Here is a 19,264-nt window from a genome sequence, read left to right as displayed (position 1 = left end):
ATATGATGTACGGGTGTGCGGGCTATGCACGCTCCTACAGAGGAGGCGGCAATGAGTAAACGGCAGGTAAAGCAAAATATTCTCCGCTACGAAACGACGGGGCTGGTCATGCTGACAGGCGCTGCTTTGGCGCTTGGCAAACTTGGTTTGGTCGGACGCTATGTGGATGTGGCTTTTATATATTTGGCAGGTTCTTGGAGTTTTTTGGTTCCGGTGTTCATCGCCTACGCGGCTCTGTACATGATGGTTCGTCGAACATCGTTTCCATTTCATACTCGGCACGTCGGACTGACCATCTTGTTTGTCACTTGGTTGACGGGAATGGAGTTTTTCTTTTTTCAACGCTACGCAGCGTACGCTGGAACTGCGCAAGTTCCTCTGTTTGCGGCTACGCTTCAGGCGGTGCAGCAAATGCGGGCGTATGTTCTCTCTGGGAATTTAAGCGGAACGGCGTTGCCCGCCGCCGGGGGGGGCCTTGTGGGCTACGCCTGTTTTGCTGTGCTACACTACTTGTTTTCCACTTTGGGCACCCTTTTGGTGCTTGGCATCGCCGTGTTAATTGGCGGAGCGCTGTTGACAGAGCGGTCTTTGGTAGCGGGCATTCAGCGCGGCACGCACTGGATGGAGCGCCGATTGGACGGACTTTGGAAAGGCAGTCGCCAGTTTGCGAATGTATTGCTGGAACGCGATAAGGAGACTGCAGCCCCGGCAGTTCGTCCGCCGACTTCGGAGAAGACGCGAAAACCTCGACAGAAACCTCAACTCATCGTGGATGGAGTCGTTCTGGATGGCACGGGAGATACCTCAGACGAGGTACCCACCGCAAAGTCCGCAGAGGGGAACGAAGAGCGACCGAATCCTGGGGAGGAGAAACAGCGCCCGATTGTTCACGACTTTGCATCGCGGGTCGGAGCGCGAGAGACAAGTTTCGTACCTGCCCCAGTCATGAAAGGGACGGAGGAGGTCGGTCTACCCGTTGCGCCGATGGCTCAGAAACGGAGCACCAAAAAATCTGTGGTAGTGCAGTCTGTGCCGGAAGGTGGACGTCATTCCACTGCGGAAACGGATGTTCCGTATCCTCTCGGCGCACCCATTCACGACGAAAACTATCAACTGCCGCCTCTCTCTTTGTTCTCATTTCCTGATTCGCCAAAGCAAGGATTTGACAGGCAAAGTGCCCACCAAAATGCGCGTAAATTAGAAAAAACTTTGGAGAGCTTCGGGGTACAGGCAAAAGTTCTGGAGATTTCTCGGGGGCCGACCGTCACACGCTATGAGTTGCAGCCTGCAGTTGGAGTGAAAGTATCAAAAATTGTGAGTCTGACGGACGATATTGCCTTGGCTTTGGCTGCTACAGGAATTCGCATGGAAGCGCCGGTGCCGGGCAAGTCAGTCATTGGTATTGAAATACCCAATCAAGAAGTGGCCATTGTCACGCTGCGCGAAGTACTCGAATCGCCCGAATTCCAGGAAAGTACGTCGAAACTGTCGATTGTCCTGGGAAGAGATATTGCTGGAAACGCTATCGTTGGCAATTTGCAAAAAATGCCTCATCTTTTAGTTGCGGGAGCGACTGGTTCCGGAAAGAGTGTGTGTATCAATGGCATCATTGCTTCACTCCTGGTTCGAGCAAAACCCCATGAAGTGAAGTTGATGATGATTGACCCGAAAATGGTCGAGTTGAACGGTTACAACGGAATTCCCCATTTACTAGCGCCGGTAGTGACGGACCCGCGCAAAGCAGCTTTTGCTTTGAAAAAGATCGTTCAGGAGATGGAAAATAGGTATAAATTGTTTGCTGACAGAGGCGCACGTGATGTTGATCGCTACAATCAATTACTTGTGGCGGATGGTGTCGATCCACTTCCATACATCGTGGTGATTGTGGACGAATTAGCAGACTTAATGATGGTCGCAGCCGCAGATGTAGAGGACGCTATCTGCCGAATTGCGCAGATGGCCAGAGCTGCGGGAATACACTTGATTGTCGCCACGCAGCGCCCGTCGGTCGACGTTATTACAGGCGTGATTAAAGCGAACATCCCAAGCCGCATTGCTTTTGCGGTTTCGTCCATGGCCGATTCACGCACCATTTTAGATGCAGGTGGGGCCGAAAAATTGCTTGGTCGAGGCGACATGTTGTACCTTCCGGTCGGTGCTCCAAAGTCTATTCGAGTTCAAGGTGCCTTCGTTTCGGAGTCAGAGATTGAACGACTCGTGGATTATGTAAAAAATCAGCAGAATGTTATCTACACGGTGGACTTACAAATGTCTGAAGAAGACTCTGCGACCACCGATTCTGCGGGTGAATTGGACTCACTGTTCGTCGATGCGATGGATTTGGTGATAAGCGCTGGACAGGCTTCCGTATCTATGGTGCAAAGGCGCTTTCGGGTCGGTTATTCACGCGCGGCGCGCATCATTGACCAAATGGAAGTGCAAGGTTTTGTGAGCGGTTTTGAAGGAAGTAAGCCTAGGGAAGTGTTGATTAGTCCAATCGAGTGGGAGCAAATAAAAGCCACCACATTTTCACGGAAAGGAGAATGATACAAGAGGTTTGTCCATAGATTGTGAAGAGAACGGCCATCGGGGGTGGATTGGATAAAGGTCTGTTCCCGTGCATGGACCACACGGCCGTGCGATTTGGGAGGTGCACACGGTGCGGACTCTTCACAAAAACCGGTGGTTGATTGGGATGCTTGGGGTATTGGCGTTTGGATTCGGAGTCTGGATGCATTCGCAGCATGAAGAACGGTGGGTAAGTGTAGGCATCGCTGCAAGCCATTCTCCCCAAGCGGTGAGTACCGACAGACCTTCCAGTGACGCAGAAAATGAGATGGCGCCGGGAACGCGACAGAAGTTGGTCCAAGTACTGGCAAACATCCCGTATTTGCAAGACATCGTTGTTCTTCCAAGTCGTGTCGGGAATGGTATTGAGGTGAGCTCTGAAATTCAATTAAAAATCAATTCGCCAGTGTTGCCGACAGAAGTGAATCGTTGGATGAGTGACTATTTTCGTGCCGTCTACCGAAGTGGTCTACCCGTTGTACAAGCTGAGGTCGATGTTGTCCAAGGAGACAATATCCTTGGAACCGCAGGACTTGGCCGCACGGAATTTGATGCACTGGCGACTGCGACGAGTTCGAGCGCACCGCAACTGTCCACGGAGATGCATCAAGCCAAGCAAGATATGTCCACCGGCCCTGACGAATTGTGGTATCAGACACAGTGGACAGTCGGAAACTAGAAGCAAGACGCAGAGCAACTATGGGCGTTGCATAGTGGCATGAATCGGCACGCCATGTGACGACACTGTTCCGAGCCTTCTTACAGCGGAGCTAAATTTGTTAATGGTGAGAGGTACGGCCAATCAAATACATGTGTGTAAAGCCTATTTTTTGATTGCGGATTTCTCTCATCAAGGTTCGAACAAGAGGTTCATGGCCTGTACGCATCAATACTTCTAAAACGGATTGTGTCGTGAACGGTTCTGACAGAGATTCACGGACCTCTAGATTTTCGTCGAGCACGGTCAGCCAGCGGTCGTCGTATCGGTCTCCACGTTTGGTGCGGTATGCTCTCTCATACAAATCTCTAATCGTGACGCCTAAATTCAGTTGTTGCAAATAGAACTCAAGTTGATACAGCGCTTTGGCGACAGATAAATGGTCACCGCCATTGGAGTTTACCAAGTCAATTCATCCTTTCCCCTACCCAATTATCAGGGAGTAGAGCGAGAAAGGCAAGATGAGTTACAAAAACATGGTATACTAATTTTGTGCATTTTCTATCCACGCATCCGCACATCATCTCCCAATATTCCAAAATTGGCATGCGAAAAACATTCAATATGCTTCGGGAGTGTTAAAATATCGTCATGAAAATGACTGAGCAACAAAACCGAGTTCGAAGAACCGTTGTATTTGCGACAAGCTTGAGTACTATTTTTGCGTTAAGCGGGTGTGGAGCGCCGGTGCTTCCTGACATGAAGCCGACCGTCCCAAAACTCGCTGCGGAAGTGATACTCGTGGGCCGTCCCGTGGGCTGGTCGGAACAGAAGGTTGCTGCAGCCGAAGAAGGTATGAATTCTGGCAATGGCAACAGCGTCGACTATGAGGTCCTTCAATTACAACCCTCGGAACTGACTTCAGCACTTGAGAAGTTTGGGCAGACGTCGCCGGGAGGCCTTGCGGTGTTGGTTCCGTCAGAGCCGGATGTCGCTCGCGTTCTTTCTGTGAATGCACCGACAGACATCAAGATGACCGTGGTTGCCTCAGCTCTACCGCCGTCTCTTCCGAATTCCTGGCAAGCGGTGGTTCCTTCCCGCTTGGAGGTCTCGTATGCTCTAGGCTATTTGTCGGCAATTTTGGCGCAGGAAGACGGTACGCGTGCGGTGGGGCTTTTCGGAGTTCACAGTCCATCTGTGCAGCACTCCGAGGTCGAAGCTGCTTTGGCGGGTATCTATGCAGTCAATCCGAATCTCGCGGCCGCACCAATTCACATCAGTGCTTCAGTGGGAGTCGCTTCGGCGCCACGAACCACGGTCGGCAATACGTATGTTCCGTCGTCTGTAGCGTCGACTCCCATTTATTCAAATACAGCTCAAGTCGTCCTGAGTTTTACATCGGTTGCGCGTTATCGGCACTCGTTCGAGACGAGTGGGTCTCGAATTTTTAGTATGTCGGACAGTCGTCTCGCTGCGCCTGTCGTGGCCGTTCCCGGCACGCCGTCACCAGAAGCACTGAATGTCGTATTTTCGGAGTATGCAGCGGGTAAGTGGCAACCAGGTATGCGGACGGTGCACTCACAGTCTCTTTTACGGTTTTTAAGTGGCTCTTTACCTGCATCTCTCTTGGCCGAATCCCATGCGGTTGAGGACAGTCTTAGGAATGGAACCGTAGATCCTCGTTCGGCATGGACAAACCTGCCTCCGGCGGTTCGCACGCTCTGGAGTAGTCGTGTTTTTGGTACATCTTGATTAGCCGAAAGAAGGGGTCTTTGTTGGCGGAATTTCCCGATATTGCACAAGAGGATAAGATTGAGTTGTATTTTCAATATCGAATTCGCAGGAACCGACCAGGTTTACTCGGAGACATTGCGTCGTTGCTCGGTATGCTCGGATTTAACATTATGCAGCTGGCAAGTGTATCCGAGCACCGTCGTGGGTTTTTGCTTTTAACGGATCGGCAGGACAGCATTGAGGCGTTAAAGATCATGCTTGGTTCCATTGAAGATGTCGAATTGGATGCGCTGCGGACGCCAGCGTTGCGAGACCGCCTTGCGCTTCGCCACGGACGTTTCATTGAACGCAGCGACAGTGAAACGAAGACCTATCGATTTGTGCGCGATGAATTAGGGGTTCTTGTCGATTTCATGGGCGAACTTTTAAAAAGACCTGGGCGACAGGTTATCGGATTGCGCGGTCAGCCGCGTGTCGGCAAAACGGAATCGATTGTGGCTGCCAGTGTCTATGCAAATAAGCGATGGTTTTTTGTCTCGTCGACTCTCCTCAAACAGACCATTCTTCGCTCGCTGCCGCCTGACGACTTTATTAGCGACCAATTTGTTTACATTATTGATGGTGCCGTGTCTAGCTTTCGTGGTGATGAAGGGCATCAGCGCTGTGTCGATGATGTTCTGCGCTTCTCTGCTCCGATTGTGATTGAACATCCCGATATTTTTGTGCGACACTCACGGTATAACTGGGACTTGTTTGACTATGTCATTGAACTTCGTCGCGATCCCGATGAAGAAATTCAATACGATCAATATGAGCGAGAAGCTGCTCGCTGGAATGAGTAAGTTTGGCGATGAATGACAAGGCTGTGGAGGAAGTTAGCTCTTAAGCGCAGGGAAGGAGTTATCTGAGTGAACTCATTGGTTCGAGACTTGGGGCAACGGCTAAAAGACACCCGAGAGTCTCAAGGACTATCCCTTGATGAAGTGGCGGATCGAACGAAGATAAGAACGCATTATCTCAAAGCGCTGGAGAACGGCGAATGGGACTTTCTTCCCGGTGATGTGTACGCTCGCGGATTTGTGCGGTCCTATGCGGATGTATTGGGTATGGACGGACAAGCACTGCTTGCCGAACTCGATGCTCAGGTGGCGAGGATGAAGCGAGTTGAGCAGTCCGCCGTTTTGGAGCCGCAGAAGAAATCAGGGGAAGACCGTGGACTCGCTCGGGAAGACGGGAAGTCTGAGCAAAAGAGTGCTGGTTCAGACAGCCAACAGCAGCGTAATCAGTCGGGGAAAAGTGGTCAGCGCGATGGAAAACCGTCTCGTCGGCTGCTAGCCTGGAACGGGACATCGCAAGCCGCAGTGGTCATTGTTGGTCTGGCTTTGATTGCTGCAGGAGCTTATGTCCTCAATCATGGACATGGAATGAAGAAGGCACCGGGGACTGGAGCAGTAACGGCAACGGTCCCTCCTTCCACTTCGGTAACCGGGACAGCGACGCCTCCCACAAGCCCGCTTACGACAAGCTCCACTCAAAGTTCGTCGCCAAAACCGCCGAAGACGTCGACTGCCGCTAAAACTTACACTTCGGCCAGCAGCAATTTTTCGGTCACGCCCCTTGCATTCCAGAACGGACAGATGACCTATCGAGTGTCGAGTCCACAGACGATGTTAGTGACGGTGACTGCCACTTCTGCGAATGGATGCTGGCTTGAAGTTCAGGACGACGGTACGGTCGTCAATCCAAGCTTGTTGCTCGCCTCAGGCACATCTCGTTCGTGGACCAGTAGCCACAGCATGCTGATTCGCGTTGGCAATGTCCCGGGAGCGTCGGTGAAGGTGGACGGCCACGCTTTGACATTGCCTGACGTAAAAGTGCCCATTAATGTGCTCATTGAACGGCAATCGTCTTAAGTTTTTCGCTATAATCATCGGAGGATAACTGCTCCGTGCGTACGGGCAAAGTCGCGAGTGCCAGGAGGAATTCATGTGGCAAAAGATGCATCGTTCGATATTGTCTCAGAAGTTTCGTTGACGGAAGTCGGGAATGCCATTCAGCAAGCTCGTAAAGAAGTGGAGACGCGATTTGACTTTAAGGGGAGCAAGAGTGACATTCAATTCGATGACGAGAGCATCACGTTGATTTCTGACGACGAGTTCAAACTCACACAGCTCCTCGACGTGTTGCGTTCTAAGCTGGTCAAGCGAGAAGTGCCCTTGCAAGCTCTGAAACCTGGAAAAGTGGAACCGGCCGCAGGAGGCACGGTGCGTCAAGTGTTTCAGCTGCAACAAGGGATTGACGCGGATGTCGCTAAAAAAATTACGAAACTGATTCGCGACAGTAAAATCAAGGTTCAAGCTCAAATTCAAGGTGACCAGGTTCGAGTCTCAGGCAAAAGCCGCGATGATTTGCAAAGTGTCATGTCTTTACTCCGGGCGGAGGAACTACCGATTGCTTTGCAGTTCGTAAATTATCGTTCTTGAAGCGGATGTGGTATGATAGCGTTGAGCGTGGAATCGACCGAGATCTTTCACCTTTTTTCCTATTGCCGGGAGAGCATAAGTGTTGCGGATTCTGCGGCCAACGCGTACTCTAACCGATTGGGGCGTGTGTGCGATTGAATCTGGCGAACCGGATTACGCTAGCCAGGATTTTTCTTGTGCCGGTCGTCAGTTTTTTGCTGCTCATTCATTATGACTTTTGGTCGTTTACGATAAATCATCGGACCACCACGGGCAGTGAGATGATTGCGGCGTTTGTCTTTATCGTTGCGGCGAGCACGGACGGTTTGGACGGATATATCGCGCGCAAGCGAAAAATGATAACAAACTTCGGTAAATTTCTTGACCCACTGGCAGACAAACTGCTCATTTCGGCAGTGCTCATCTCTCTGGTTGAAATGCAGAGTTTGGCTGCTTGGGTGGCTATTCTCATCATCAGTCGTGAGTTTGCTGTCACGGGTTTGCGGTTGGTAGCTGCAGCCGAAGGGATTGTCATTGCGGCAAGTCGGCTGGCGAAATGGAAGACGGTGACACAAATTGTTGCCATGGTGGCGCTGATGCTCAACAATTTTCCTTTTTCGGTCGTGGGATTTCCGTTCGATCAATTGATGGTCTACCTAATGGTCATCATGACGGTTGCTTCTGGAGTGGACTATTTCGTGAAAAACAAACAAGTCACGAACATGGCTAACTCTGGGTCACGCTAGAGGAGTGTGGGTTGCCATGCTGTGCCGTGCCGAACTCGTCGCGGTCGGGTCGGAGCTGTTGCTCGGTCAAATTAACAACAGTCATGCGCAGTATATTTCGGCCGAATTTGCGAAAGAAGGTTTCTTCGTTTATCACCATAGCGCCGTTGGAGATAACTTGGAAAGAGTGGTGGCAGCATTTCGGTTGGCTGCAGCGAGATCGAACGTCGTCGTTGTCACTGGCGGCCTCGGTCCAACGGATGATGACTTGACCAAAGAGGCTCTGGCCAAGTTTCTGGGGCGGGACATGCACGAAGATGCGGAGTCTCTGCGTCATCTGTTGTCTTACTTTGCTCACCGCAATCGACCTATGCCGGAGGCGAATCGAAAGCAAGCTCTCAGCATTGTCGGTGGACAGATGTTAGATAATCCGAACGGAACGGCGCCTGGCCAATATGTCGAGGATAGCGGAGTTCACTTCTTTCTTCTGCCCGGTCCTCCGCTGGAAATGAAGCCGATGTTGGCGAATCAGGTCTTGCCGCGCCTGAGAGCGATTTTTGGAGCGGGAGATGTGGTTCGTTCGCGCATCGTGCGCTTTTGTGGTATTGGCGAGTCTGATGTCGATGAGAGCGTGAGAGATCTGACGCAGGGGCAGAACCCAACGGTGGCACCGCTCGCAGGTGAAGGTGAAATGTTACTGCGAATCACAGCTCATGCGACTTCAGAAGAACAGGCACTGGCGAAAATTGAACCCATCGAGACTGAATTGCGCCGGCGTTTCCCAAACTATATTTACGGCGTGGATGACGATTCGTTGGTCAGTGTCACGCTGTCGCGCTTGACGCAGAAAAGTGCCACATTGTCGGTTGCGGAGAGTTGTACAGGCGGACTATTGGGTGCCATGTTGACTTCGCAGCGGGGTTCTTCGTCGGCCTTTGTGGGCGGCGTCATATCGTATGCAAATGACGTCAAAGTGAATGTGCTTGGTGTTCCGCAAGACGTGCTTGAGCTCTACGGGGCGGTCTCGGCAGAGACGGCTGAAGCGATGGCTGTCGGTGTGCAGAGGGTGGCAAAATCTGATTTTGCAATATCCATCACAGGAATTGCCGGACCTGATGGTGGAACTCCCGAAAAACCAGTCGGTTTGGTTTATGTAGGATTGGTCAATGGACGCCAAGAAGTGCAAACGTTTCGCATGCAATTTCGCGGTTCTCGCGAGCAGATTCGAATTCGTGCCGCCAAACAGGCTTTGTGGCGCCTCTGGCAAGCCATGCAAACTGACGATAACGTCGTGTGAGGCGATAGCTCGTGTCATGCAAGAGAGCGTGCATGTGCGTTTTCGGAAGAAGGACGTAGACATAAGAAGTTCACGAAAGTTCGAGACAAAGACGTTCGTGCTTCAATGGAGAGATTCAGGAAGGTGAGATTATGAGTTCATTTGAAGAGTTTCATTTTGGTCGGAAAGTCCAGCAAGCGATTGATGAAATGGGGTATGAAGAGCCATCCCCAATTCAAGCGGCGGCCATGCCGTTAATTTTGACGGGTGTCGATGTGATTGGACAAGCACAGACAGGTACCGGAAAGACCGCTGCGTTTGGCCTGCCGGTGGTAGAGACGGCCACGACGGATCCGTTTGTGCAAGCTCTCATCTTGACTCCGACTCGGGAGTTGGCCATTCAGGTTGCCGGTGAGTTTCGGAAGATTGCTAAGTATAAGCGAGTACGGGCTCTTCCTATCTACGGAGGACAATCCATTGGGCATCAGATTCGCACCTTGCAACAAGGGGTGCAAATTGTCATAGGTACGCCTGGGCGCATTCTCGACCACATTCGCCGTGGTACTTTGAAGTTGAATCAAGTGCGCACGGTCGTTCTCGATGAAGCGGATGAGATGTTGGATATGGGATTCATCGAAGATATTGAAACTATTTTACAGGAGACGCCGGCTACTCGGCAAACCCTGTTGTTCTCGGCTACGTTTCCCAGTGAAGTTCGCCGTTTGAGCGGACGGTATATGAAAAATCCTGAGCATGTAACGGTTAATCGCGGGGAAGTGACAGTGCCGCGCATTGATCAGGTGTACTACAAGATTTTAGAACGCAACAAATTGGAAAGCTTGTGTCGCATTATCGACTCAGAAGAAGTTTCCCTGGGGATTATCTTCTGCCGCACGAAGCGCGGTGTCGATGAGTTGGTTGAAGCGCTGATTGCTCGCGGATACTTGGTTGATGGCTTGCATGGAGATTTGAGTCAAGCTCAGCGGGACAGAGTCATGAAACGTTTTCGGACCAACGAAATTGAGCTCTTGGTGGCGACGGATGTCGCCGCGCGAGGCATTGATGTGGACAATGTGACACACGTCATCAATTACGACATTCCTCAAGACCCAGAGTCCTACGTTCACCGTATTGGCAGAACGGGACGTGCGGGAAAACAAGGTTTAGCCATTACGCTCGTCAATCCTCGGGAGTTTAAGTTACTCAAACAAATCGAACGCGAGACAAAGTCGACGATGATTCTTCGAGATGTACCGTCGCTTGCCGATGTGGCAGAGCGTCAAGCGGAAATCTGGCGCAATCGAATCATCGAAGCCATTCAAGATGGAGGACTTGCGCACTACCGCGCTGTTTTGGGCAGTGTCATTGATGATTACGATCCTATCGACATTGCTTGTGCATCGCTCAAAATAGCGTCTGCCGGTGACCTGCAAGCAGAAGAAAAGCCGGATTATGATTTCGGAGATACCGGAGCTTCGCCAGGAATGGTTCGCTTCTTCGTCAATATTGGACGCATGGCCAGAATGTCGCCGGCGGATTTTGTTCGAGCTATCTCTGACGAAGCCGGGGTACCTGGGCAAGCGGTTGGGAAAATCGATATTTTTGACCGCTTTACGTTCATTGAGATTGAGGAAGAGTCTGCACCGTTTGTCTACGAGGCGTTGAGGCAGAGCCGAATCAATGGAGCAAGGGTCAATTTAGAGCCAGCCAAACCGCGTACTCGAGTGCGCAGTTAGATTGTCCTTGCACATCTCAAGTGTCCGTAAATCGAGGGGCTTTTGGAAGATTCTTGGGAGAGTTTACTTTCTAAATGCAGTCAGTGCGGGTGGATGGAATTCCACCCGCTTTTATAACCTAAGATGACGAACAAACGTTTGCTTAATTGATAGAGATTGATACAATAGAGAGCAGGAACGGTCATTTGACTTGCGAATCTATAAGTAGAGGACTTGGCGATAGTCCGTATCAGGATTTAGGAAAGAGAGAGGTGCAGTATGGGTGACAAACAGGCCGCTTTAGACATGGCTCTGAAGCAGATTGAAAAACAATTTGGCAAAGGTTCCATTATGAAATTAGGTGAAGCTTCTGCCAGTATGAATGTGGAAACTGTCTCGACCGGTTGCATTGCGCTTGATATTGCTCTCGGTGTAGGCGGGCTGCCGCGAGGACGTATCATAGAGGTTTACGGCCCAGAGTCTTCTGGCAAGACGACCGTCGCGCTACATGCGGTAGCAGAAGTTCAAAAACGCGGCGGACAAGCTGCCTATATTGATGCAGAACATGCACTAGACCCGGTATATGCGTCTAAGTTAGGCGTAGATATCGATGAGATGCTTATTTCTCAGCCGGATACCGGGGAACAGGCCCTGGAGATTGCCGAGGCTCTGGTGAGAAGTGGGGCGGTCGAGATAGTTGTGATTGATTCGGTAGCAGCGTTGGTTCCAAAGAATGAATTAGAAGGCGATATGGGTGACTCTCACGTTGGTTTACAGGCCCGCTTGATGTCGCAAGCACTTCGCAAACTGGCCGGAGCTATCTCTAAGTCAAAGACCATTGCTATTTTTATTAATCAAATTCGGGAAAAAGTTGGCGTGATGTTCGGCAATCCAGAGACGACTACCGGCGGCCGTGCACTCAAGTTCTACTCGACTGTCCGCTTGGAAATTCGCCGAGCAGAGTCTATAAAGCAAGGGAATGACGTCGTCGGCAGTCGGACACGTATTAAAGTTGTAAAAAACAAGGTGGCTCCTCCGTTTAAGCAGGTGGATGTAGACATCATGTTTGGCGAAGGTATTTCCAAGGTAGCGAGCTTAGTGGACATGGCGGCCGATTTAGACATTGTGCAAAAGAGTGGGGCATGGTACTCCTATGCAGATGAGCGCATCGGCCAGGGAAGAGAGAATGCGAAAATCTACCTGAAGGAACATCCTGAAGTTGCCGATTCAATCGAACGGAAAATAAGAGAACATTTCCATCTCAATGCTGGAGTTTCATCTGCCGCGGATGTTTTTGTCGAGGATGATGCTGGTGACTTGGACTGATAGGTTATCAGAGTGTGGGGACAGTCCATTTTTGTCCAAAATCGTTGACTTGCGACCTTCTAGAAAATCGACGAGCTTCATTGAGGTGGAATGTGCGAATGGATGCATTTTCAGACTACTCATTCAGGACGTTGCAGACCTTCAGTTAAAACTGGGTCAGACCATTGACGAGACGGTTCTTCGAGATCTCAGGGCCAGTGAAAGCCGCGCTCTGGCGTGGGATGCTGCACTGAGAAAGTTGTCGCGCCGGTCCCACACCATCCAGGAGATGCGCCAATTTTTGCGGGGCAAAGAGTTTTCTCACGATGCAACCGAGTGGGTGATTGAAAAATTCACAGAAATGAAGCTTCTTGACGATGACGCGTTGGTTGCTGACTATATTCAGCGACGTCAAGCCTTGCAAAGCAAGCGCGCTCTACAGTATCGGCTGGCACAGCGTGGAGTCAACAGAGGGCAGATTCAGAAGGCGCTGTCGGAATTCAACGATGAGTCGGCTGCACGGGCTCTTGCCGAAAAGTATTGCCGGCAGCGGAGCCTTGACCATTCACTGGCTTCCCAGAGGAAATTGTTGATGTATTTACAACGTAAGGGATTCGACTATGATATTTGTCTTAGAGTGGCGATTCTTGACAACGATTGGGACGAACCGATAATATGAGATCGCGTATATTTTGCGGCCTCTAGCTCGAGGTTTGGTTCGATTTCGGTTGGAGCTCCTATATCCGAAGCCGAATCGGAGCAGGGAGGCTTTGAAGTGAGTAGCACAGTCTTGATATGGATTGCCATTTCGCTGGTCGCTCTGGTGGTTGGGGTGGTTGTAGGGTATTTTTTGAGGCGTGGTATTGCCGAAAGCAGGATTGGCAGCGCCGAGTCCCGAGCACTCCACATTTTAGAGTCGGCAGAGCGAGATGCTGAGGGCAAGCGCAAGGAAGCGATTTTAGAAGCAAAAGAAGAGGCTCACCGAATTCGTCAAGATGCGGAAAGAGAACTTCGTGATCGACGCGCCGAATTGCAGAAACTGGAACGTCGATTGTTGCAAAAAGAAGAGACGGTTGACCGCAAACTGGAGAGCATTGAACAGAGGTCTGAAGGTTTGCGTACGAAAGAAGCAGAATTAGAAGCTTTGCGAAGTAACCTGGAGGTACTGCAACGAGAACAACTGCATGAGTTAGAACGAATTTCTGGATTGGACCAAGAAAGTGCTCGGCAGCTGATATTGCAGGACGTTGAGCGAGAGTCGCGACATGATGCAGCAGTTCTGATGAAAGAAATCGAACAAGAGGCTCGTCGTGAAGCGGACCGCAGAGCCAAAGACATTGTGGCTTCTGCGGTGCAGCGATGCGCAGTGGACCACGCTTCGGAGATTACTGTCTCTGTTGTTACGTTGCCCAATGACGAAATGAAAGGCCGTATCATCGGGCGTGAAGGACGCAATATCCGTACTTTGGAGACACTCACTGGTATTGATCTCATTATCGATGACACTCCGGAGGCAGTCATTTTGTCTGGGTTTGACCCTGTGCGGCGTGAGATTGCCAAAGTTGCCTTGGAGCGACTGGTTGCCGACGGGCGAATTCACCCGGCGCGTATTGAAGAAATGGTCGAAAAGGCGCGCCGAGATACGGATGAACTGATTCGAGAAGAGGGCGAGCGCGCCACGTTTGATACGGGTATTCATGGCCTGCATCCGGACTTGGTGAAGTTGGTTGGCCGACTAAAGTATCGAACAAGTTATGGTCAAAATGTCTTGAAACACTCGATTGAAGTGGCTCATCTTGCGGGGATGATGGCGTCCGAATTGGGACTCGATGTCGCGCTGGCGAAGCGTGGCGGAATCCTGCACGATGTGGGTAAGGCCATCACCCACGAAGTGGAAGGTTCACATGTGGAAATTGGTGTGGACTTGGCTCGACGCTACAAAGAACACCCTGTTGTTATTAATGCCATCGCGGCACACCATGGTGACGTGGAGTTTAGTTCTCCAATTTCCGTCTTGGTCGCTGCTGCAGATGCGATTTCCGCAGCTCGACCAGGAGCGCGCCGAGAGACTCTGGAAATTTACATGAAGAGACTGGAAAAATTAGAGTCTATTGCGGAGTCGTTTGAAGGTGTCGAAAAAAGCTACGCCATTCAAGCTGGCCGAGAAATTCGGATTATTGTCAAACCTGAATTGGTGGATGACGCAGAATCGGTTCGCGTAGCGAAGCAAATTTCCAAGAAAATTGAGAGTGAGCTCGACTATCCGGGCCAAATTAAAGTGACCGTTATTCGAGAAACTAGAGCCGTGGAATACGCAAAATAGAGTAGCCGTTGGCTGCTCTATTTTTATAAGAACAATCCTTGTGTCATTGGGAGTGACAGATAACGTGAAAATTCTTTATCTAGGAGACATTGTAGGCCAGCCTGGCAGGGCCTTTACGCGTGACGTTTTGCGGCGTATCATTCCCGAATTGCAGCCAGACTTAATCGTGGCAAACGGAGAAAATGCTGCTCATGGACGCGGTCTGACAAAAAAAGCTGCAGAGGAGTTATACGATGCTGGCGTGGAGATGATTACACTCGGTAATCACACATTTGACCAAAAGGATGTACTTTCCATTCTGGACGAGGATGAGAGGGTCGTTCGACCGTTAAATTATCCTCCTGGTACTCCCGGACAGGGTTTTCGCATCTGTCAAGTAAAAGGCCGTTCGGTACTGATAGTGAACCTTATGGGAAGGGCCTTTTTGAGTCAACTTGACTGTCCCTTTCGAGCGGCGGATGGTATCTTGGCACAGTTTCCAGAAATTAAGCATATTTTGGTCGACATGCATGCGGAAGTGACATCCGAGAAGGTAGCCATGGGATGGTATCTCGAGGGTCGAGTCTCCGCAGTCGTTGGAACGCATACTCATGTGCCTACGAATGATGCGCGCGTCTTGCCCCAAGGTACTGCGTACATCACGGATTTGGGAATGGTCGGACCGCGCGATGGAGTCCTTGGCGTGCAGCGCGAACAGGTGATTTATCGACTGCTGACCAGCCGTCCTTCGCGGTTTGAGGTGGCGGAGGGCCCCTGTCAGTTTTGCGCGGTCGAGATGGTCCTGGACGATGACACCGGACGAGCGCAATCGATTCGCTCCATTATTGAAGAGGGCTGAGTTTGGCTGTTCCTAGCGGAAGAGTGAAGGTCTGCCGATTTTCCCGTGTCGAAAAAAGGAATACATGTCGATTCGGCGAATATCGATATAGTGTCCTTACGGACCGCTTGAAGGAGGATAATCCAATGGATGTGCTCAAAGTTTCCGCAAAGTCTAATCCTAACTCCGTAGCGGGTGCTTTAGCTGGTGTTTTGCGAGAGCAGGGTACGGCAGAAATTCAAGCCATTGGCGCCGGTGCTCTCAATCAGGCCGTCAAAGCAGTGGCCATTGCCAGGGGCTTTGTTGCGCCGAGTGGCGTCGATTTGATTTGCATTCCGGCATTTACCGATATCGTTATTGATGGAGAGGACCGGACGGCGATTCGCCTTCTGGTGGAACCTCGTTAGTCTCCTTAGGGACGCAGGTCGGTTCTTCATCGTGTCGTATAAAGGTTGTGTATCGTGATGGTCGAGGTCGACTAGAAAGGCGGAGATACCCATCCATATGCCAGTTGCAGATGCCCATGTCGATGCGCTGTGGAAGGTGTATGAGCAAGGATTAGACTTTCGTTCCAGTTCGCTTATGCAGGCGGATTACGAGTCCCTGGTTAAAGGGTCTGTAGCTTTCCAAGTTTTTGCGGTCTTCGTTTCGACACGTCGCTCGGCACAGCAGCAACTGACAGATGTGCTTGGTAGCATTGGACAATATTATGCACAGTTTGTACATACAGGACTGGTTCGCCCCGTCCTGTGGCGCCAAGACTTAACCGCTTCCATGCCGTCTGAGTTGGAGATAGACTCCCCCCTTGCGATTGGCGGTTTGCTCTCCTTAGAGGGAGCAGCCTGTCTCCAGGGCAGCATCTATGTGCTGAATGCCCTCGCTGAGCTTGGGATTCGCGGCATTGGGCTGACCTGGAATGGTCCGAATGATTTGGCGGATGGATGTATGGAAGCGCGTGGAGGCGGCTTGACTGCGGCGGGTAAGCGGATTGTCAAGGAGATGGAAAGCCTGCAACTATGGCTCGATTTAGCACATCTCTCCGATGCCGGAGTGCGCGATGTCTTCGCGACGAATCTGCCGCATGTGATGGCTTCTCACGCCAATGCTCGTGCCGTTCATGATCACCCCCGCAATCTACCAGACGATACCATTCTGGAAATCATCCGTCGAGATGGATGGATTGGCATGACCTTCGAGGCGAGCTTTGTGCACGCAGGGCCTGCCACGGTGGACTCCGTGTTTCGCCATGTCGATCACGTTCTTCAATTAGGGGGCGAGAATCATCTGGGATTGGGTTCGGACTTTGATGGCTTGTCTACGTCTGTCCTAGGCTTGAGCAGCGCCAAAGACTACCCTTCTTTCGCAGAACGTCTCCGAGCTCGCTACGGAGAGGTCATCGCTCGCAAATTACTTCATGACAATTTGATGAGCTATTTCGCAAGACAGTTGCCCTCACACCCCGTTTCCTGAAGATTTAAAGATTCCAATCCTATGGCCCCCTCTGGTGCTCTTTTCCTCGATTCCGTGGTCGGTTGCGCCACGGCTCTTTGCATAGGGTTTTTCCTGAAGCGATCCCTCACTTCCGTGCATACCTTTCAAGCGATTCCCTGTCGCCGACTCCCGCTTTCGTTCATGGGTTCCGGCTCTCGCGTCGATCTGCGTCGGAGGCCAGAGCGGCAAGACCGGTCATTGTCCCGCGCCAGATTGCGAATAGACAGTGTCGTGAAAATGGAATAGCAGACAGTCGCCCAACTGCATAGGATGGGGCGAGGTTGCGCTTAGGCAAACGTCCCTGTGGAGGTTGCCCAGAACGCGCCGCAAATCGAGTTTTCTCTGGCTCTGCGCAGGCATCGCCGGTTTGCCAGGGGGAACATCGGAGGAGGTTACCGCATGGTTCTTTCAAAAGATGACCTCAGCTATCGGGAGATTGTGGCGAATGCGGTTTGTGGTCGAGGGAGTAAATATTCGCAGACGACGTACACGCTCCGTCCGGCAAATCGTCCCACGACCATTGGTGGCTGCTGGGTCATGAATCATCACTATGACGGTCTGTTGGTTGGAGATTATGTGGAGGTGCGCGGACGGTTCGACGTCAACGTGTGGTACTCCTACAACAACAACAGCGAAACCGCCGTTGCGAAGGACACCGTCTCTTACGTAGAGCAAATTGCTTTGCGCGATCTCGATTTAGACTGTGTCCGCGACAGCCGTCAAGTCGACGTCCGTGTCCTGCAAAACCCGAACTGTCTCGATGCGACCGTGACCGGCAACGGATCGGAAATTTTGGTGCGCGTTGAGAAAGAATTGGGTGTCGAACTCGTTGGCCAGACCAAGTTAGCCGTGGTGACTTGCCAAATTCCGAGCAAAAAAGAGGACGACTTTTATGACGACAGTGTCAGTCTTTTGGAAGAAGTTGAAATTGAAGACTGACAAACTGCATCAGGAGGGGCGGCAACGCCCCTTTTTTGTCGAGAGGACGCGGTATCCGATGGAACTGTGGAAAATAAATGGGAGAGCCGTCCCCATGCGCGCGCAGGAAATGCCGCGTCTTGCCGTGTACGTCGAGCACTATGGAGCGAAAGGTCGTCTCTTCGGAGAGCAAACCAGGATGTTGGAGGAGTTGACGACCCTCGGTGAAGAGCGAAACGTGGATGTTTGCGTCTGGTCGCCCGGCAGTCTTACGAAGCAAAGAGCCTATAGATTTGACGGTCGCAGGCAGCAGTGGATGGTAGAAGCTGTCGACTTACCGCACGTTGTACTGCGCCGCTCTGGCGTCTTCGCGCGCGGCAAATTTCATCTGGCTCGAACGGAGTTGGACTCCTTTCGGAAAATGAAATTACTTCATACCTTGCCAACCGAGCATTCCGACAAGTGGGCCTTAGCTAGGATGGCTGCCAATTCGAGTCGCTTAGCGTCATTTTGTCCAGAAACGGCTTGTGTGCAGTCCCCAGAGACAGCTTACGCACTTCTTGCAGAGTGGCCGCAAAGTTACTTAAAGTCGCGCAGAGGGAGCCAGGGGAAGGGTGTCTTTCGCGTATCTTCGCAGAAGAATGAGCTTTTCATAGAGTGGCATGAACGTTTTAGTCCTAGCGTATTTGAGAGAGGCAAGTCGGTTTATGCAGCGGAGACAAAGACTTGCTTTCGCCGCATTAAAACGCTCGAGGAATTTCGCGTTTTTTGGCGACAAGCCGGGCTGCGCCAGGCAGTGGTACAGCGCGCGGTATCTCTCTTGCGCTGGAACGACCGTCCTATCGATTTTCGCTGGCTGGTGCAAAAAGGTCGGCGCACGGGCGTGGTGGCGCGAGTCGCTCGGTATGGGAAACCCGATGGGGTGACGACCAATTTGCATGCGGGGGCTACGGCTTATCCAGCAGAATCGCTATTGCATCGCTCCATGTCCGAGACAGATGCAGTGCATCTTGTCAACACGATGGATAGCCTTGGGCTGGAAGTGTTCTCTGCGTTTTGGGAGAAGTTTGGACCTTATGTGGAAATTGGAGTGGATTTTGCTGTCACCTCTACAGGCGATGTTTTCATACTAGAAGTCAATCCGACGCCCGGTCGGAGAATGTTGCGCGCCTTACCCGGGGATGTACGGCGACGGTCGTTGCTGACTTGGATGGATTACGTAGAAGACGTTCAGGCGGCGCCTACAGTGGGATATCGAGGACGGTAGACACA

The 19,264-nt window shown here is 51.4% G+C and carries 18 protein-coding genes; 17 read left to right on the top strand and 1 reads right to left on the bottom strand.

Translation table 11 applies throughout. From position 1 onward, the window contains the following. Positions 1–51 precede the first annotated feature (51 nt). Positions 52–2,547, top strand: coding sequence for an FtsK/SpoIIIE family DNA translocase (locus M4I36_RS02790; protein WP_258110131.1), 2,496 nt, complete (start codon positions 52–54; stop codon positions 2,545–2,547). A gap of 112 nt (positions 2,548–2,659) precedes the next feature. Continuing rightward, complete coding sequence (locus tag M4I36_RS02785) at positions 2,660–3,247, top strand: hypothetical protein (RefSeq protein WP_258110130.1); 588 nt, start codon at positions 2,660–2,662, stop codon at positions 3,245–3,247. A gap of 100 nt (positions 3,248–3,347) precedes the next feature. On the opposite strand, the gene M4I36_RS02780 is transcribed toward M4I36_RS02785, so the two are convergent. Continuing rightward, positions 3,348–3,692 (bottom strand): hypothetical protein, encoded by a 345-nt coding sequence (locus M4I36_RS02780; protein ID WP_258110129.1) that lies wholly within the window; start codon positions 3,690–3,692, stop codon positions 3,348–3,350. 185 nt (positions 3,693–3,877) lie between these two features. On the opposite strand from M4I36_RS02780, the gene M4I36_RS02775 reads away from it, so the two are divergent. The 15 genes from M4I36_RS02775 (at position 3,878) to M4I36_RS02705 (ending at position 19,259) form a co-directional block, all read left to right on the top strand. Beyond that, positions 3,878–4,978 carry a hypothetical protein gene (locus tag M4I36_RS02775; protein WP_258110128.1) on the top strand — a complete coding sequence of 367 codons (1,101 nt, stop codon included), beginning with the start codon at positions 3,878–3,880 and terminating at the stop codon, positions 4,976–4,978. A 59-nt stretch (positions 4,979–5,037) separates the two neighbouring features. Beyond that, the gene (locus M4I36_RS02770) at positions 5,038–5,802 is read left to right on the top strand and encodes a YmfK family protein (protein ID WP_258110150.1); all 765 of its coding nucleotides are present in this window, start codon (positions 5,038–5,040) and stop codon (positions 5,800–5,802) included. Positions 5,803–5,868: 66 nt separating this feature from the next. Further along, positions 5,869–6,873: a RodZ domain-containing protein gene (locus M4I36_RS02765; RefSeq protein ID WP_258110127.1), complete on the top strand. Its 1,005-nt coding sequence runs from the start codon at positions 5,869–5,871 to the stop codon at positions 6,871–6,873. A gap of 75 nt (positions 6,874–6,948) precedes the next feature. Continuing rightward, positions 6,949–7,443: a YajQ family cyclic di-GMP-binding protein gene (locus tag M4I36_RS02760; RefSeq protein WP_258110126.1), complete on the top strand. Its 495-nt coding sequence runs from the start codon at positions 6,949–6,951 to the stop codon at positions 7,441–7,443. A 134-nt stretch (positions 7,444–7,577) separates the two neighbouring features. After that, on the top strand, positions 7,578–8,168 hold the full coding sequence (gene pgsA / locus M4I36_RS02755) for a CDP-diacylglycerol--glycerol-3-phosphate 3-phosphatidyltransferase (RefSeq protein WP_258110125.1): 591 nt from the start codon (positions 7,578–7,580) through the stop codon (positions 8,166–8,168). 16 nt (positions 8,169–8,184) lie between these two features. Further along, complete coding sequence (locus tag M4I36_RS02750) at positions 8,185–9,444, top strand: competence/damage-inducible protein A (RefSeq protein ID WP_258110124.1); 1,260 nt, start codon at positions 8,185–8,187, stop codon at positions 9,442–9,444. 131 nt (positions 9,445–9,575) lie between these two features. Continuing rightward, complete coding sequence (locus M4I36_RS02745; RefSeq protein ID WP_258110123.1) at positions 9,576–11,159, top strand: DEAD/DEAH box helicase; 1,584 nt, start codon at positions 9,576–9,578, stop codon at positions 11,157–11,159. A 258-nt stretch (positions 11,160–11,417) separates the two neighbouring features. Further along, positions 11,418–12,464, top strand: coding sequence for a recombinase RecA (gene recA, locus M4I36_RS02740; RefSeq protein WP_258110122.1), 1,047 nt, complete (start codon positions 11,418–11,420; stop codon positions 12,462–12,464). A 31-nt stretch (positions 12,465–12,495) separates the two neighbouring features. Further along, positions 12,496–13,122, top strand: coding sequence for a regulatory protein RecX (locus tag M4I36_RS02735; RefSeq protein WP_258110121.1), 627 nt, complete (start codon positions 12,496–12,498; stop codon positions 13,120–13,122). Positions 13,123–13,218: 96 nt separating this feature from the next. Continuing rightward, on the top strand, positions 13,219–14,766 hold the full coding sequence (rny, locus tag M4I36_RS02730; protein WP_258110120.1) for a ribonuclease Y: 1,548 nt from the start codon (positions 13,219–13,221) through the stop codon (positions 14,764–14,766). A gap of 64 nt (positions 14,767–14,830) precedes the next feature. Then, entirely contained in the window at positions 14,831–15,604 is a 774-nt protein-coding gene (locus M4I36_RS02725) for a TIGR00282 family metallophosphoesterase (protein WP_258110119.1), read from the top strand. Positions 15,605–15,729: 125 nt separating this feature from the next. After that, positions 15,730–15,990 carry a stage V sporulation protein S gene (locus M4I36_RS02720; protein WP_258110118.1) on the top strand — a complete coding sequence of 87 codons (261 nt, stop codon included), beginning with the start codon at positions 15,730–15,732 and terminating at the stop codon, positions 15,988–15,990. A 97-nt stretch (positions 15,991–16,087) separates the two neighbouring features. Continuing rightward, positions 16,088–17,053 (top strand): dipeptidase, encoded by a 966-nt coding sequence (locus tag M4I36_RS02715; protein WP_258110117.1) that lies wholly within the window; start codon positions 16,088–16,090, stop codon positions 17,051–17,053. A gap of 420 nt (positions 17,054–17,473) precedes the next feature. Beyond that, entirely contained in the window at positions 17,474–18,013 is a 540-nt protein-coding gene (cotE, locus tag M4I36_RS02710) for an outer spore coat protein CotE (protein ID WP_258110116.1), read from the top strand. Beyond that, positions 17,967–19,259 carry a YheC/YheD family protein gene (locus M4I36_RS02705; RefSeq protein ID WP_258110115.1) on the top strand — a complete coding sequence of 431 codons (1,293 nt, stop codon included), beginning with the start codon at positions 17,967–17,969 and terminating at the stop codon, positions 19,257–19,259. Before cotE ends, M4I36_RS02705 begins: the two co-directional genes overlap by 47 nt. Positions 19,260–19,264 lie beyond the last annotated feature (5 nt).

Source organism: Alicyclobacillus sp. SP_1, from assembly GCF_024706985.1.
GTDB lineage: Bacteria > Bacillota > Bacilli > Alicyclobacillales > Alicyclobacillaceae > Alicyclobacillus_I.
The sequence above is the reverse complement of the archived record's forward strand: the minus strand, read 5'-3'. Positions and strand labels throughout refer to the sequence as shown.

What these genes read in the sequence shown, in the direction of transcription:
- M4I36_RS02790 (WP_258110131.1), top strand. Translation starts at nt 52, where the DNA reads ATGAGTAAACGGCAGGTAAAGCAAAATATTCTCCGCTACGAAACGACG.
- M4I36_RS02775 (WP_258110128.1), top strand. Translation starts at nt 3,878, where the DNA reads ATGAAAATGACTGAGCAACAAAACCGAGTTCGAAGAACCGTTGTATTT.
- M4I36_RS02750 (WP_258110124.1), top strand. Translation starts at nt 8,185, where the DNA reads ATGCTGTGCCGTGCCGAACTCGTCGCGGTCGGGTCGGAGCTGTTGCTC.
- M4I36_RS02745 (WP_258110123.1), top strand. Translation starts at nt 9,576, where the DNA reads ATGAGTTCATTTGAAGAGTTTCATTTTGGTCGGAAAGTCCAGCAAGCG.
- recA (WP_258110122.1), top strand. Translation starts at nt 11,418, where the DNA reads ATGGGTGACAAACAGGCCGCTTTAGACATGGCTCTGAAGCAGATTGAA.
- M4I36_RS02720 (WP_258110118.1), top strand. Translation starts at nt 15,730, where the DNA reads ATGGATGTGCTCAAAGTTTCCGCAAAGTCTAATCCTAACTCCGTAGCG.
- M4I36_RS02715 (WP_258110117.1), top strand. Translation starts at nt 16,088, where the DNA reads ATGCCAGTTGCAGATGCCCATGTCGATGCGCTGTGGAAGGTGTATGAG.
- cotE (WP_258110116.1), top strand. Translation starts at nt 17,474, where the DNA reads ATGGTTCTTTCAAAAGATGACCTCAGCTATCGGGAGATTGTGGCGAAT.
- M4I36_RS02705 (WP_258110115.1), top strand. Translation starts at nt 17,967, where the DNA reads ATGACGACAGTGTCAGTCTTTTGGAAGAAGTTGAAATTGAAGACTGAC.